The organism is Nitrosomonas sp. (assembly GCF_043753625.1).
Taxonomy (GTDB): Bacteria; Pseudomonadota; Gammaproteobacteria; order Burkholderiales; family Nitrosomonadaceae; genus Nitrosomonas.
This window is the reverse complement of sequence record NZ_JAYUWI010000037.1, coordinates 1-14,775: the sequence shown is the minus strand read 5'-3', so window position 1 is coordinate 14,775 and position 14,775 is coordinate 1. Positions and strand designations below refer to the sequence as shown.

Below are 14,775 nucleotides of genomic sequence, written 5' to 3'. Positions count from 1 at the left end.
GCGGCTGATTAAATCAAAGTATGATAGAAATTAGAAAAATCTGGCACTATTTCACACGCTACATGGATAGTTTTCTGTTGATCGGGATACTCACATTAATGGCCGTGGGGCTGATTGTGCTCTACAGTGCCACAGGCGCAAATATGAGCAGAGTCAGTAATCAAATCATCAACATGCTGGTGGCCTTGGTCATCATGTGGCTGGTTGCTAATATCCCTTTGCAACAAATCATGCGTCTTGCGCTACCCATGTATGTATTGGGACTCGCCTTGCTGATCGGTGTTGCCTTGTTTGGAGAAATCAACAATGGCGCAAGGCGCTGGCTCAATATCGGGGTAACAAGAATTCAACCGTCTGAATTGATGAAGATTGCCATACCATTGATGATGGCCTGGTATTTCGACAAACACGAAATCACCTTACGTCTGAAAGACTATCTTGGCGCAACGGTACTGTTAATGTTGCCGGTTTTGTTGATTCTGCGGCAACCGGATTTGGGCACTGCTTTATTAATTGCGGCCAGCGGTTTTTATGTGTTGTTTCTGGCTGGACTATCCTGGCGCATCATTGCCGGATTGGTGGTAACGGTTGCAGCTAGCTTGCCAGTATTTTGGTCAATGATGCATGATTACCAGCGCCGACGTATTATGACATTGCTTGATCCTTCACAAGATCCACTGGGTGCTGGTTATCACACTATACAATCATCCATCGCGATTGGTTCTGGTGGTGTTATTGGTAAAGGGTGGCAGAACGGCACACAAGCGCAATTGGATTTTTTACCGGAACAGAGTACTGATTTTATTTTTGCAGTTTTTTCCGAAGAGTTTGGCCTCATTGGTAATACCATACTATTATTTCTATATTTAGTAGTCATTGCGCGGTGCATGGTGATTACGGCCAATGCCTCGACACAGTTTACTCGCTTGATTGCCGGATCAATTACACTGACTTTCTTTACGTACATTTTTGTTAACATGGGAATGGTTAGTGGTATCCTTCCCATTGTAGGCGTTCCGCTTCCACTCATCAGCTATGGGGGTACATCCATGGTGACAATGTTGCTTGGTTTTGGTATTTTGATGAGTATTCAAACACATCCTAAACTAGTCAAAACATGACAGACACTAATTCCGCGTTCCAGAAAGTTCGAAACTATTTGTCTATATTATCAACACCAGTTATTGGATTGGCATCGGCATTGGTCTTTGCAGTGTTGGCGGCTTGCAGTAGTACGCCGCAATACACAGCCGCGCTGTCACAAAAAGATGCATCTTCTGCTTCAGTACCTGACTCAGGCGCAGGTAAAGTGGCTAGAAAAGGAGGGGGATATTATCTGGATGATGGTCCGGACGATAATCCACCGTCGAATCTGCATTTAGTTCCAGATGCGGTACCCAGAGTTGAGCCGTTGCGTCCGGCCAATATGCAGCCATATGTTGCATTAGGGAAAAATTTTAAGCCCATGACTGAACTACGGCCCTATAAAGAACGGGGAGCCGCTTCATGGTATGGCCGCCGTTATCATGGAAACAATACGGCATCGGGGGAGGTATACGACATGTATGCAATGACAGCGGCTCACCCGACGTTGCCGCTACCCAGCTATGCCCGGGTAACCAATCTGGAGAATGGCAAGTCAGTGATTGTGCGTCTGAATGATCGCGGTCCATTTCTATCCGATCGCTTAATCGATCTTTCTTATACGGCGGCGTATAAACTGGGAATACTGGCTGGTGGAAGTGGTCGGGTTGAGGTTGTAAGCATATTGCCTGGTGATGGTGATACGGTCAGACTGGCTGTTTCCAAGCCATCGGCATCGCTGCCTGTTGCAGACAGTAATACGGAAATGAATATGGTTTATCTGCAACTGGGCGCATTTGGCTCATCGGATAATGCACGTAATTTTCTAACACAGGTACGGAAGAAACTTCCGTGGCTCAACGATACGATCAGTATTACCCAAAATAATGGTTTGTACAAAATTCACGCGGGGCCCTATCTAGATCAGGTTGTTGCACAGCTGGCAGCTAATACGATTACGCAACAGCTTGCGATAAAGCCTGTGCTGGTGATCGACTAATAGAGGCAAAAAAATCCCTATTGCAAGCAATAGGGATTAAAGGGCCTCGTCATAAAATCATTGATCGCAATCAGCACAAGTCAAATGTAAAACATCTTCCTCAGTAAAGGTATCACTACATTTTTTACATTTTGACTTCGATATTCTCGAATCAATTGCGACAACATGATTTCAAGTTTAATACCTACTTAGAATTTTGAAGATGAAAACAGAGAGGGAATATACCGCTATATCTAAATTATGCCTGTGACTTTTAGTACACGCATGTGAAAATGTTGTTTTGTGATGGATTTAGTAATGGTTAATTCATTTTATTTTTAGATACTTAATTGATTATTTTATCATTCTTGATTGTGTTGAGCGCGGGACGATTGTGCTGTCTCTATTCTTCATTTCACGGAACTATGGACTCCATGAAAATCAGCATATTTTAATGATCAGGTTTTTATTGTATTTTGTATTTAGCAGGTCGTTGAAAAACGTTTTCGAGGTAGCCGATGCAAGGAAAAAACAGGCGAAAAAGCGCAGTTTATGCTTAATAAATGAGCATTTTGAGTCTGTTTTTAACACCGTAGCGGCAACGCAGATAGTTTTTCAACGGCCTGTTAGACCTAATGATTGATTAGGTTGTTGAGTAGCCTATAATCAACCCAATCTTTATCGACAATTGTTATGCTTCTGATTTGGGTGAACGGTTGGGATGGTTCGCCAAGATCTGACAAAACTGCGACTGCACCGTTAAAATCTTGTGAATGAGTATAACCACTTACCGTGATGAGCGTAGGGAGGTTTGCAGCCAGTGCAGACTTCAAACCGTTTTCCGAATCTTCTATGGCGATGCATTGTTGCGGGGTTAATTTGAGTTGATCGAGCACCCATAGGTAAATATCAGGTGCCGGTTTTTTCATCGGCACAATGTCACCGGCACCAATCACGTCGAACCAGCCAATCGATTCTTCGCCTAATGTGGATTTTAGCAGAGCGGTAACATTCTCCATTGTCGTTGTTGTCGCAATCGCGAGTTTTATTTTTTCCTGGCGCAATTCATGGATCAACCGCGCGACACCCGGGCGTAACGGAATGCTACCGGCTTCCATCAGTGATTCAAAGTAGTTGGTTTTGGTTTTGTGTAAACTGACAATCCAGTCTGGCAAATCACTTTTATTCAGTTCAGCCGGAGCATATCTTTCTATGTAATAACGAATCCGTTCTTTTCCGCCGGTGACTTGCAATAGCTCACCATAAAGATCGATATCCCAATTCCAGTCGAGATTAAATTGTTTAAATGCAGCATTGAAGGCAAGACGATGGCCATCTTGCTCGGTGTCGGCAAGCGTGCCATCAACATCAAAAAGTACGGCTTGTAGTTTATTCTGTGTATTCGTCATTTTAATTCTGTTTATTATCAAATGGATTATAGCTGGCACGTTGCAAACGATCCGCAATGGCTAACCAGCTATGATGATCAGGCGGCGTCTCTATTATCATATAATCAAATGCTGCCTGATCAAACTGGCGTAATTTTGAATAGAGTTGCTGGCCATACGCAATTGGATCTACAGGCATGGAAAATTGTTCGATAGATTGACTCGAAGGTCGCGATCGGCCGATATCGGACCATGTCATGACAAGTACCCGAAAACCTTGCGCAGCTAGGGCTAAAGAGCGATCCCATATGTGCTTTGTCGAATATATTCTTAATGGCGTTGCAGGCGCGTAGTGGGCTGGTAATGACCCGGATGTACGTATCATCTGACTTGTGTTGTGCGCTAATATAACCGGGCCCTCCAACACAGATTCCAGTGCAGATAATGCGATTCCACCCGGGCGGAGTATCTTTGGCGATTGATCATGAAAACTGACGATCGTACTTTCCAAGCCTACTTCACAGGCGCCGCCATCCAGGATCATATCGACCGCTACGCCCAATTCCTCTTGCACATGTGCCGCCGTGGTTGGGCTGATTCGTCCAAAACGATTTGCGGATGGTGCAGCCAGGGCTTTTTTGGGTCCCAATGCAGCAAGTAGCGCTAGTGCAACAGGATGCGCCGGTATGCGCAAGCCCACAGTATCTTGGCCGCCGGTAACGCTATCGGGTATGTGGCGGCTGCGTTGCAGAATCAGTGTGAGGGGGCCGGGCCAGAAGTGTCGGGCTAGCTTCCAGGCGGAATTCGGTATTGCTTGTGCCCAGTAGTCCAAATGGGAAACATCGCCAATATGAACGATGAGCGGGTGATCTATCGGCCGCTGTTTTATTTGGTAAATTTTATTGATGGCATCCGGGTTGGTGACATCTGCACCGAGACCATAAACTGTTTCAGTAGGGAAAGCCACTGTGCCGCCTTCGCGCAATATCAGAGCGGCTGCAGTAATCTGATCCTGTTGCTCCGCTGTCAAACTGGATTTATTCTGCTTGTATTGTGTGTGTACCATTCTTGTGGTGAAATTTTTTGATTGCCGAATCAAACAAAAGCGATGAGTGGTTCATTAATGAAATCACGGTATATTGTCATGCCAGTCATATCCGAGCACGCCTTGCATCATACGTACGATATAAAAACTCAGCCAGTTCACAATATAATTACGCCATGAGAAGAAGCCTTTGTGCGCTGGCATTACCGGTATGGACTCTTCTGAAATCGCGGTTTTTAAACTTGTTCTGAGCTCAAGCGCAAATTGATGATCTTCAATGATGATATTGGCTTCGCGCGCCAGCAGCAAACTGAAAGGATCAATGTTGGAAGAACCCACGGTTGCCCAATGCTGATCAATAACCGCTACTTTTGCATGCAAATAACTGCGATTATATTCATAAATTTTTATCCCGGCTTTCAACAAATTTTCATACAGTGCCTGAGTTGCATGGTGCTGCAAACGATATTCAATTTTACCTTGCAATAAAAGCTCAACCGTTACGCCACGTTGAGCGGCAGTTTTTAGCGCGTTGCTAAACTTTCTTCCAGGCAAAAAATAAGCGTTGGCAATGATGATTTCGGTATGTGCCTGGTTGATGGCTTCTAGATAAGCGTGCTCAATGTCATGACGGTGCCGCCAGTTATCTCGTATCACAAATGCGGCTTTTTGATCTCCGCAAGGTTTGTCCTCCGGCTTTATAGTAACTGGGATAACCCAGCGTTTCTTTAAATGCACCCAGGTGACTAACATCCATAAATGCTTCACAGCCTTATGGATCTGAATAAGTAGCGGGCCTTTGATAACAATAGCATAATCAAAACGCGGTGTTAGTTTTTCCGGATTATGTTGATCATCAATGATATTGATGCCACCGGCAAAAGCGATTTGTGCGTCAACAATGACTAATTTGCGATGCATCCGGCGTAAACGATAACGCCGTGGCATTGAAAAAATAAATTCAGGCCGGAATATGAGTACCTTCATGCCGGCCTGAAGCATGCTGTCGATTTCCTCTCGCGGAAAATCCTGCGAGCCAAAACCATCCAGCAGCAGATGTACGGCTATGCCACGTTGTGCTGCACGTTTTAAAGCCGCTGAGATTTTTCTGCCAATGGCATCGTATTCAAAAATATACGTTTCAATGTGTATTTCTGTTTGTGCTTTTTCTATTGCCGCTTCTAATTCCGGAAAATATTCGTCGCCATTGTGTAGTAGGGTTATGTGGTTACTATCAACAAAATGGGGATTTTTCATGTGCGGATTAAATTTTCAGATAGTGCCGCATGCGTCATTATGTGCTGATTAGCTCCGGGATAATCTCTGGGAACATGTAGCTGGCGATTTGCAGATTCACAGGCATGTGCATATCTGTAACTATGAAATCTTCAACATTCTATCCAGCGCTAATTTTGCAAGCTTGGCTTCATCCTGAGGGACTTTGATCTGATTTACGACATTGCCGTTGACCAGATTTTCCAGTACCCAAGCCAGATGCTGCGGATCAATTCGTGCCATCGTCGAACACATACATACCATGGGTGACATAAACTGAATAATTTTTCCTTGGGACTTGAATTCTTCAGTAATCCGGCTAACCAGATTGAGCTCAGTGCCTACTAACCAGCGTGTGTCGCTTTTTGCTTCTGCAATGGTTTTAATGATGTACTCGGTTGAGCCGACATAATCGGAAGCCTTGCAAACCTCAAAACTACATTCCGGGTGAGAAATGACGATACCATCGGGATATTGATTGCGGAAGCGAATAATGTGCTGTGGCTGAAACATTTGATGAACAGAACAATGGCCTTTCCAGAGTAAAATTTTAGCCTTCTTAATTTGTTCAACAGTTAATCCACCCATTGGTTCATCAAAATTCCATACTGGCATTTCATCGAGTGGAATGCCCAGTTGATGCCCGCTCCAACGACCGAGATGCTGATCAGGGAAGAATAAAACCTTTTCCCGCTGATTAAATGACCATTGCAGAACTTTCCCGGCATTACTGGATGTGCAGACAATGCCCCCGTGCTCGCCACAGAAAGCTTTAAGATCGGCCGCAGAATTAATGTAAGTGACCGGGGTGACCGTTTCATCGGGATCCAATATTTCCGCAAGTTCGCGCCAGGCACGCTCGACATTGGAAAGATTGGCCATATCTGCCATCGAACAGCCGGCAGCCATATCGGGTAAAATAGCAATCTGCTCGGGGCCGGAAAGAATATCCGCCACTTCAGCCATAAAATGAACACCGCAGAAAACCAGGTAATCGGCGTCAGTTTGTGCTGCAAGGTAAGAAAGTTTTAAAGAATCACCCGTCAGATCGGCATGCCGGTATACATCTGCACGCTGATAATGATGCGCCAAAATAACAGCGCGTTTTCCCAGAGTATTTTTGGCCGCAATAATACGCTGTGCGCATGCTTCATTCTGTAACTGATCATATTGTTCAAATTCAAAGGTTTTTTGATGCATTGCGATTCTTTTCTTCCCAATGGTTTATCAAATAATGCACATTACTCTATCCTAAGATATGGATTCATGCATGACATTTAAAGACCTACTGAAAGAATGGTACAAGAATCGATTCGTTAAATGGAGATTAGTGTTCTGTTATAATTTATAAAAGTGCATTTTTTAATCAGTAGGGCTAGATTGATACTCAATATTTTGGGATTAATGAAACGAGCAATATTTCTAAATGGTTAATCGCCTACATATCAGATCTCCTTTGATTCTCCTAATTGTTTTGGCGTTATTGACGTTCTGGCTGGACCGGATAACACGGCCAGCGGAACCGATTGGAGGTGAGAACTTGTACGTCAATCCAGACTATATTGTAGAAGACCTATCCGGTATTCGTATGGATCACGAGCAGGAAATTCAACGTAAATTCACAGCAAAGAAACTATTTCACTACCTCGACGAGGAAGTGACGCAGATGGAACAAGTAAGTTTTATTAATATCGATCCGGAAAAACAGCTGATGCGATTGCATGCAGATAGAGCTGAAGTAAAAAGTAAAGGTAAAAATATCACATTAATAGGAAATGTGACTGCAATCAGAGGAACGGATGATGAGAAAAGTAAGATTACTTTGATGACTGATTTCTTGCATCTGATTCCGGATGACAATCTGGTTAAGACAGATCATGAGGTGACTATTTCAAGATTGAATACCACGATTCATTCAACCGGACTGGAATTCAATAATCGTATTGGAGTGATACAACTCCTATCAAAAGTAAAAGCTGTGAATACAAAATGAAACGAATTATCGCTATAGGCTTGTTTAGTTTGTGCTTTACTCAGTCTGTCTGGGCTGAGCGGGGTGATCGTGAAAAACCGATCTATCTGGAAGCTGATCGTGCAACCGTTGAAGATGTGAATCGTAAAGAATCTAACCGGGTCAGTGTATTTACCGGAAATGTGATCCTGACGCAGGGAACCTTGCGGATTACTGCCGACAAAGTGATTATGAAAGAAGATTTGCATGGATTCCGGTATGCAACAGCTACTGGAGATCTCGTTAGCTTTCGACAGAAACGCGATGGTCTGAGTGAGTATGTTGAAGGATGGAGTCAACGGGCTGAATACGATAGTAAAACGGACAAAATCGAATTATTCCGGCAAGCACGTTTGAAACGTGGTTCCGATGAAGTGCAGGGCGATTATATTTCCTATGATATGAAGACCGAGTTCTTCAAAGTGATTGGCAGCAAGGAACGTGGAGATGAAACAGGTCCTGACAAGCGGGTGCGGATAACTATTCAGCCAAAAAATAATTCTGAGTAGCACAAATAGCAACACCAGATTAGAAACGGATATGATTTCAGAAAATGAGTGAATTAAAGGCCAGTAATTTAAGAAAACGCTATAAATCACGCACTGTGGTGCAGGATGTTTCTTTTTCAATCAGCAGCGGTGAGGTGATTGGATTACTCGGACCCAATGGTGCCGGAAAAACGACTTGTTTCTATATGATCGTTGGCTTGGTGCCTCTCGATGGCGGCGGGATACATCTGGATGAGCAAGATCTAAGTCAATTGCCGATTCATCGAAGGGCAAAGCTTGGGCTGAGCTATTTGCCGCAAGAAGCATCCATTTTCCGGCGTTTGACGGTTGAAGAGAATATTCTTGCGGTATTAGAGTTACAAAATTTGGATGAAGAGACGAAACAGGGGTATTTAGATGACTTATTACACGATTTGCATATCAGTCATTTGCGTAATAATTCCGCAATCAGTTTATCGGGAGGTGAGCGTCGTCGTGTCGAAATAGCCCGCGCATTGGCATCGCAGCCGCGTTTTATTTTACTGGATGAGCCGTTTGCAGGTGTTGATCCGATCGCTGTCGTGGACATACAGAAAGTCATTTCTTTTCTGAGAGAGCGGAAAATTGGTGTACTGATTACGGATCATAATGTTCGAGAGACATTAGGGATTTGTGATCGAGCTTATATCATCAGTGAAGGTCATGTGCTAGCTAAAGGTAAACCTGAAGAGATCATAGATAATGAAAAAGTCAGGGAAGTTTATTTGGGAGAACACTTCCGCTTGTAAAATAACGAATGAATTGAAGTCAATTCATTTAGCAATTGCTGTTTTTCCAGGATCATGAAGCCAACACTCCAACTAAAGTTATCTCAGCAACTTAAGCTTACCCCCCAATTGCAGCAATCCATCCGGCTGCTGCAATTATCGACGCTTGAATTAAATCAAGAGATTGAACGGATCGTGCAGGAAAATCCGTTGTTGGAGCTCGATGAGGAATGGAATGCGCCTGTGGCTGAAAATTCATTCGAGCATTCAGAATCAGAAGATTCTGCAGATTTTGATAGCGTGCCACCAGAAACGGCAGCATCTGAAGTTAAAGATGAGCCGGAGGAACGCTTTGAATCGGATCCTGAATGGTCACAGGAAAATATTTTTTCTCAGGGCACTTATGAAGATGATGATCATGAGGCGCCGCAAATACCTGCCAGACCATTGAGTTTGCGTGAACATTTAAATTTCCAGATTTGCCTGAGTCAAATTTCTGAGCATGAGAAATTTATTGTTAGTCTGTTGATTGACAGCTTGAATGAAGATGGCTATCTGTTACAGGATTTGGATGAGCTAATGGAAATGCTGCCCGCAGAACTGGGCATCAATCTGGATGACTTGCAGGATGCACTCAAATGTTTACAGTATCTTGACCCATCGGGTGTGGGCGCACGTAACCTACAAGAGTGTTTGGTGCTGCAACTGCAAGCGTTGCCTGACGATGTCTGCCGTAATCAGGCAATAAAAGTTGCGCAAGAATATTTGGAAATTTTGGCAGCGCACGATTTTGGTCAGATTAAGAGATTATTGGCATGTGATGATCAAAGTTTACGAGCTATTCAGAAACTGATTATTAATCTGAATCCTAAACCAGGTGCACAGTTTAATTCTCAAAGTGAACGCTATATTGTGCCGGATATTACGATTACTAAAAAAAATGGGGTCTGGAGGGCAAACCTTAACATGGCCGCAATCCCACGCCTCAATATTAATCATCTCTATGCTAACATACTGAAACAGGAGCATCATTCTTCACGTGGTTTAGTAAGCCAGTTGAATGAAGCTAAATGGCTGATTAAGAATATTCAGCAGAGATCAAGTACTATTTTGAGAGTAGCCAGTGTGATTGTGGAACGCCAGCAGCAATTTTTTGAACATGGAGAAGTTGCTATGCGTCCGCTTGTATTACGAGATATTGCGGAAACCTTGAGTCTACATGAATCAACAGTATCACGGGTAACTACACAAAAATTTATGTATACTCCGCGAGGTATTTTTGAACTTAAATATTTTTTTGGTAGCCATGTCTCTACGGATTCAGGGGGAGCTTGTTCAGCGACGGCGATCCGTGCCTTGATCAAGCAACTGATACAGGAAGAAAACCCAAGGAAACCACTCAGCGATAACAGAATTTCAACTATTCTTGAACAGCAAGGTATTGTTGTTGCTCGTCGAACCATTGCGAAGTACCGGGAATCGATACAGATTCCTGCAGCAAATCTTCGTAAATCATTTTAATCAGAAGAAAAGGAAGGATATGAACCTTAAACTTACCGGAAACCATGTAGAAATTACCGATGCTATGCGTGAATATGTCATTTCAAAGGTCGGTAAAATTACACGCCATTTTGATCATGTCATTGACGTCAGTGTCATTCTGTCGGTAGAGAAACTTAAACAAAAGGCGGAAGCGAACGTTCATGTGCGTGGTAAAGATATTTTTGTCGAAACTGACAGTGAAGATATGTATGCATCGATTGATAGTCTCGTGGACAAGCTGGATCGACAGATACTCAAACACAAGGAAAAGAATCTTGAGCGCCGGAACCACGGCGCATTGAAAAATCAAGATCTTGATGAGCAATAAAAGATAATTAGGCATGTTTCTATTTCCAAAAAAGAAATGTTGATTCTTCTGGAATGCTGCATGAATTGTAATTAAGAAACTGTACGCTTCACTATCATTTGAACGAATAATCCTATTTTCCATGAATCAAATCTCGCAATTATTACCGCTGTCCAATGTTATTGTCGATCTGGATGTCACCAGCAAGAAACGTGTTTTTGAACAAGCTGGATTATTATTTGAAAATGCCAATCAAATTGCGCGCAGTCAGGTTTTTGATAGTCTGTTCGCACGGGAAAAACTTGGCTCAACAGGTTTAGGACAGGGCGTGGCTATTCCACACGGCCGTATAAAGGGATTACGCGAAGCGGTTGCTGCCTTGGTAACAATGAAAGAGGCGATACCCTTTGATGCACCTGACGGTCGACCAGTTAATCTGGCTTGTATTTTACTGGTCCCAGAGAAAGCTACTGATAAGCACTTGCAGATCCTCAGTGAACTGGCGCAGATGTTTAGTGATAAGCAGTTTCGTGAAGGAATTTTGCAGTGTAAAGATGCTGCGAAGATCCATAAACTCATTGTTGATTGGAAACCGAATGTCGAAGATTAGTATTGCTCAGCTATTTGAAGATAAGAAGGAGAAACTTAAACTAAACTGGATCGCGGGTCAGTGTGGCGGCGATACTGAACTCAGTGATGAGGCTGTTGCACAGTCTGGGCAAGGTATGATTGGTCATTTGAATTTTATCCACCCAGACTGGATTCAGGTGATTAGTAGTGATGAGATTCATTATTTAAACAAGCTGGATGCTGCCTCACTTGAGAAAAAAATAAACCAGCTGACGCAAAGCAACCTGGCATGTATTATCGTGGCGGACAATGCCGAAATACCTGTGTCTATCCTGAGTATGGCCAGTGCATTCGATATCCCTTTACTGCATTCACCTTACCCCGGTTTGGAAGTTATCTGGCTGATTCGCTCTTACCTGGGAAGCGTGTTGGCTCCGTCTTGTAGTTTACATGGGGTACTTCTGGATGTGTTGGGTATGGGAGTCATAATAACTGGTGAAAGCGGTGTTGGTAAAAGCGAATTGGCCCTAGAATTAATAAGTCGCGGTCATGGTTTAGTAGCAGATGATGTCGTAGAATTACGACGTGTCGCCCCGGAGACATTGGAAGGTCGCTGCCCTCCAATGCTCAGGGATTATCTTGAAGTACGGGGCTTAGGCATGTTGAATATCCGTACAATTTTTGGAGAAACCGCAGTACGGCGTCGTAAAAATATGAAGCTGATCGTTCACTTGCAGAATAGCGGAGGAACAAATGCTGGTTTATTGGAACGACTGCCCATCAGTGATCTTAACGAGAGCATTATGAATGTTGATATCCGTAAGGTCATTATTCCTGTGGCGGCTGGCCGGAATTTGGCCGTTCTCGTGGAAGCAGCAGTGCGAAATTATGTTTTGCAATTACGTGGTATTGATGGCACGAAGGAGTTTATTGAACGTCATGAGCGGGAAATGAATAACGAAGGCGGATAAAAGCCAGTACTAACCCGAATGATTTGTTCATTTTCTTTTAATAACAATCACATCGGGATTATTTCCCGAATCAACTTGGATTAAGATGAAAAATTCTCAGACGATTACCTTGGCATTGACTGGTGCATCTGGGATGCCTTATGGGATTCGTTTGCTCGAAATGTTGTTGCGGGAAGGAAAGCAAGTTTATCTCCTGTATTCAAAAGTAGCGCAAATTGTTGCGCAACAGGAAATGAATCTGGCACTGCCTTCCAGTGCTAAGGAAGCAGAATCCTTTTTTAATCATCAGTATCATGTGCCAGAAGGACAGTTACGTGTATTCGGACGCGAGGAGTGGTTTGCACCAGTTGCTTCCGGCTCTAATCCGGCTGATTCGATGGTGATTTGTCCCTGTACGATGGGGACCTTGGCAGCGATTGCTGCAGGCCTGAATCAGAAATTGATCGAACGGGCAGCGGACGTCATGTTGAAGGAAAATCGGCAACTTATTCTAGTGCCACGGGAGACACCGTTTTCTTCCATTCATCTGGAAAACATGCTCAAGCTAGTGCGTAGCGGCGCCGTTATTCTACCTGCGAATCCTGGTTTTTATCATCACCCGCAGACGGTACAGGATATGGTTGATTTTGTTGTTGCTCGCATTCTTGATCATTTGGGGATTATACATACCTTGATTCCTCGCTGGGGAATATAAAGCCGACCGACGCGCTATATAGGTTTTTGGCTAAAATCCGACAGTTCATACAAACAGATAGCACCTTTTTGAGTATGAACTCATGACAGTATCAGGATAAATAGCCTATTTTTCTATGCTTATTTGTCAGATAGAATGACATCATATTGATGTAATTTATTTAACTTTAACTGGGATGTAAAATAGAAAATGACTCGAATACTGGTGGTTACACTATTGTTGCTTAGCTCGCATGTATCAGCTTTATCCATGCAATGGATACCTTTAGAGGCAGCAACACGTCAAGGAAATTTAGGTGATATCAATGGGAATGCAGTTATTGAATATAGAAATGCCGGGCGAGGTGGGATCGACTGGGATGTCTCGGGTGTTGGGCCCAGAGGGGGTTTAGGTGCGCGAGAATTGTGGTTGTTTGATGATTCAGCAGCTGGTATACCTGGAACGAGCGAAGCGACTACAGCGTTTTCCGTAATCAGTAATAGTGTTGGCTTCATCATGGCTGGGGATCATAACGATGGTTTTGCCCAGTTTTTTGTCGATAACATTGATGTTGGTACATACGATATGTATCGAACAGGAAATATAATTTTAGTAGTGACAGAATTGGATTCTGTAGCGCATTCATTAAGGATTGTACAACTCGGCCGGCATAATCCAAATTCAACCAAAGGTGATGTTGCAATTTTCGGTGGCGCAGCATTCAATACTCCTGCAATTCCAGAGCCACAAACATATTTGATGTTGTTAGCCGGATTGGGTCTGATAGGTTTCGTGGCACCCTACAGGAAGCAAAATGCTTAGCTTGGATTTACCTATCTTCCAGTTAACCCCATTTTCTTGGCGGGGTTATCTTTTGTGGTAACAAACTTGCGATTCTCCATGGTTTTGCTGCAGAGCGCGTGGTGAAAATTGTTGCTATCATACTGTTTACTCATCGGCGCACTGAGATGCGGGGATGAGCTTGAGTTCATGTTCTTCAGTTCGGAAAATGCCAGCTTCTGTCACAATATAATGCATTGCTATATCATGTGGCTGAGCGTAAACATTTTCTAATCGTTGCATTTCAAAAGCTACTCCGATAGTTAAGGGTTGTGGTTGGTACGTAGCTAAAGTACGATCAAAATAACCGCTGCCATAGCCCAAACGATAGCCATATTGATCAAAGCCAACCATGGGAATAATTATCGCCTCAACCTTCACAATCCTAGTGTCTACAGGGATAGGAATGCCATAAGCACCATTTTTCATAGGTAATCCAGGCAACCATTCACGAAAACAGAGTGGTGCATTCGTACTGACTACTTCCGGTAGTGCGAGTGTTGCGCCATGATGCATAAAATACTGGGCAATTGACCGTGGGTCGTATTCACCCCGAAACGGCCAATAAATTCCAATATTCATTTTCTGAAGTTTTGGGAAACCTTTTCTGAGCAAATCTGAAATTGCTTGACTCCATTGCTGACGGGTAGCCTCAGATAAAGTTTCTCTGGATTCGATTAATTGTTTTCGTTTATGTTTTCTCCATTCAAATAAATTATCCATCATTTCTAATTTGTGCTAGGGCCTGTTGACATTTTAAGATAACTATTTAATAAATAGAAACAAACTTGTAATATAGGTATTCCTATAACACCAATAAAACAAGTTTGCGATGC

Annotated in this window: 16 protein-coding genes; 11 read left to right on the top strand and 5 right to left on the bottom strand. The window is 43.3% G+C overall.

Going from position 1 to position 14,775, the window contains the following annotated elements:
• Positions 1–20 precede the first annotated feature (20 nt).
• Positions 21–1,121, top strand: coding sequence for a rod shape-determining protein RodA (gene rodA, locus ACH10T_RS03615; protein WP_394807966.1), 1,101 nt, complete (start codon positions 21–23; stop codon positions 1,119–1,121).
• A complete protein-coding gene (locus tag ACH10T_RS03610; protein WP_394807965.1) occupies positions 1,118–2,083 on the top strand; it encodes a septal ring lytic transglycosylase RlpA family protein in 966 nt (321 codons plus the stop codon). Before rodA ends, ACH10T_RS03610 begins: the two co-directional genes overlap by 4 nt.
• A gap of 611 nt (positions 2,084–2,694) precedes the next feature.
• Here ACH10T_RS03610 and ACH10T_RS03605 read toward each other — a convergent pair.
• The 4 genes from ACH10T_RS03605 to nadA form a co-directional block, all read right to left on the bottom strand.
• Complete coding sequence (locus tag ACH10T_RS03605) at positions 2,695–3,471, bottom strand: HAD family hydrolase (protein WP_394807964.1); 777 nt, start codon at positions 3,469–3,471, stop codon at positions 2,695–2,697.
• 1 nt (position 3,472) lies between these two features.
• Positions 3,473–4,516, bottom strand: coding sequence for an L-threonylcarbamoyladenylate synthase (locus ACH10T_RS03600; RefSeq protein ID WP_394807963.1), 1,044 nt, complete (start codon positions 4,514–4,516; stop codon positions 3,473–3,475).
• Positions 4,517–4,579: 63 nt separating this feature from the next.
• Complete coding sequence (gene clsB / locus ACH10T_RS03595) at positions 4,580–5,752, bottom strand: cardiolipin synthase ClsB (protein ID WP_394807962.1); 1,173 nt, start codon at positions 5,750–5,752, stop codon at positions 4,580–4,582.
• A 120-nt stretch (positions 5,753–5,872) separates the two neighbouring features.
• Positions 5,873–6,970: a quinolinate synthase NadA gene (gene nadA / locus ACH10T_RS03590; RefSeq protein ID WP_394807961.1), complete on the bottom strand. Its 1,098-nt coding sequence runs from the start codon at positions 6,968–6,970 to the stop codon at positions 5,873–5,875.
• Positions 6,971–7,226: 256 nt separating this feature from the next.
• Here nadA and lptC point away from each other — a divergent pair, with 256 nt between their 5' ends.
• The 9 genes from lptC (at position 7,227) to ACH10T_RS03545 (ending at position 13,921) form a co-directional block, all read left to right on the top strand.
• The gene (lptC, locus tag ACH10T_RS03585; RefSeq protein WP_394807960.1) at positions 7,227–7,763 is read left to right on the top strand and encodes an LPS export ABC transporter periplasmic protein LptC; all 537 of its coding nucleotides are present in this window, start codon (positions 7,227–7,229) and stop codon (positions 7,761–7,763) included.
• The gene (lptA, locus tag ACH10T_RS03580; RefSeq protein ID WP_394807959.1) at positions 7,760–8,290 is read left to right on the top strand and encodes a lipopolysaccharide transport periplasmic protein LptA; all 531 of its coding nucleotides are present in this window, start codon (positions 7,760–7,762) and stop codon (positions 8,288–8,290) included. Before lptC ends, lptA begins: the two co-directional genes overlap by 4 nt.
• A gap of 44 nt (positions 8,291–8,334) precedes the next feature.
• Positions 8,335–9,057: an LPS export ABC transporter ATP-binding protein gene (lptB, locus tag ACH10T_RS03575; RefSeq protein WP_394807958.1), complete on the top strand. Its 723-nt coding sequence runs from the start codon at positions 8,335–8,337 to the stop codon at positions 9,055–9,057.
• Between the two features lie 54 nt (positions 9,058–9,111).
• Positions 9,112–10,557: an RNA polymerase factor sigma-54 gene (locus tag ACH10T_RS03570; RefSeq protein ID WP_394807957.1), complete on the top strand. Its 1,446-nt coding sequence runs from the start codon at positions 9,112–9,114 to the stop codon at positions 10,555–10,557.
• A gap of 19 nt (positions 10,558–10,576) precedes the next feature.
• On the top strand, positions 10,577–10,906 hold the full coding sequence (gene hpf / locus ACH10T_RS03565; RefSeq protein WP_394807956.1) for a ribosome hibernation-promoting factor, HPF/YfiA family: 330 nt from the start codon (positions 10,577–10,579) through the stop codon (positions 10,904–10,906).
• A 121-nt stretch (positions 10,907–11,027) separates the two neighbouring features.
• A complete protein-coding gene (locus ACH10T_RS03560; protein ID WP_394807955.1) occupies positions 11,028–11,495 on the top strand; it encodes a PTS sugar transporter subunit IIA in 468 nt (155 codons plus the stop codon).
• On the top strand, positions 11,482–12,426 hold the full coding sequence (gene hprK / locus ACH10T_RS03555; protein WP_394807954.1) for an HPr(Ser) kinase/phosphatase: 945 nt from the start codon (positions 11,482–11,484) through the stop codon (positions 12,424–12,426). The genes ACH10T_RS03560 and hprK overlap by 14 nt, the downstream gene beginning before the upstream one ends.
• Before the next feature lie 85 nt (positions 12,427–12,511).
• Positions 12,512–13,120 (top strand): flavin prenyltransferase UbiX, encoded by a 609-nt coding sequence (locus ACH10T_RS03550; RefSeq protein ID WP_394807953.1) that lies wholly within the window; start codon positions 12,512–12,514, stop codon positions 13,118–13,120.
• A gap of 189 nt (positions 13,121–13,309) precedes the next feature.
• Positions 13,310–13,921: a PEP-CTERM sorting domain-containing protein gene (locus ACH10T_RS03545; protein ID WP_394807952.1), complete on the top strand. Its 612-nt coding sequence runs from the start codon at positions 13,310–13,312 to the stop codon at positions 13,919–13,921.
• Between the two features lie 126 nt (positions 13,922–14,047).
• On the opposite strand, the gene ACH10T_RS03540 is transcribed toward ACH10T_RS03545, so the two are convergent.
• Positions 14,048–14,662 (bottom strand): 5-formyltetrahydrofolate cyclo-ligase, encoded by a 615-nt coding sequence (locus ACH10T_RS03540; protein WP_394807951.1) that lies wholly within the window; start codon positions 14,660–14,662, stop codon positions 14,048–14,050.
• Between the last annotated feature and the right edge of the window lie 113 nt (positions 14,663–14,775).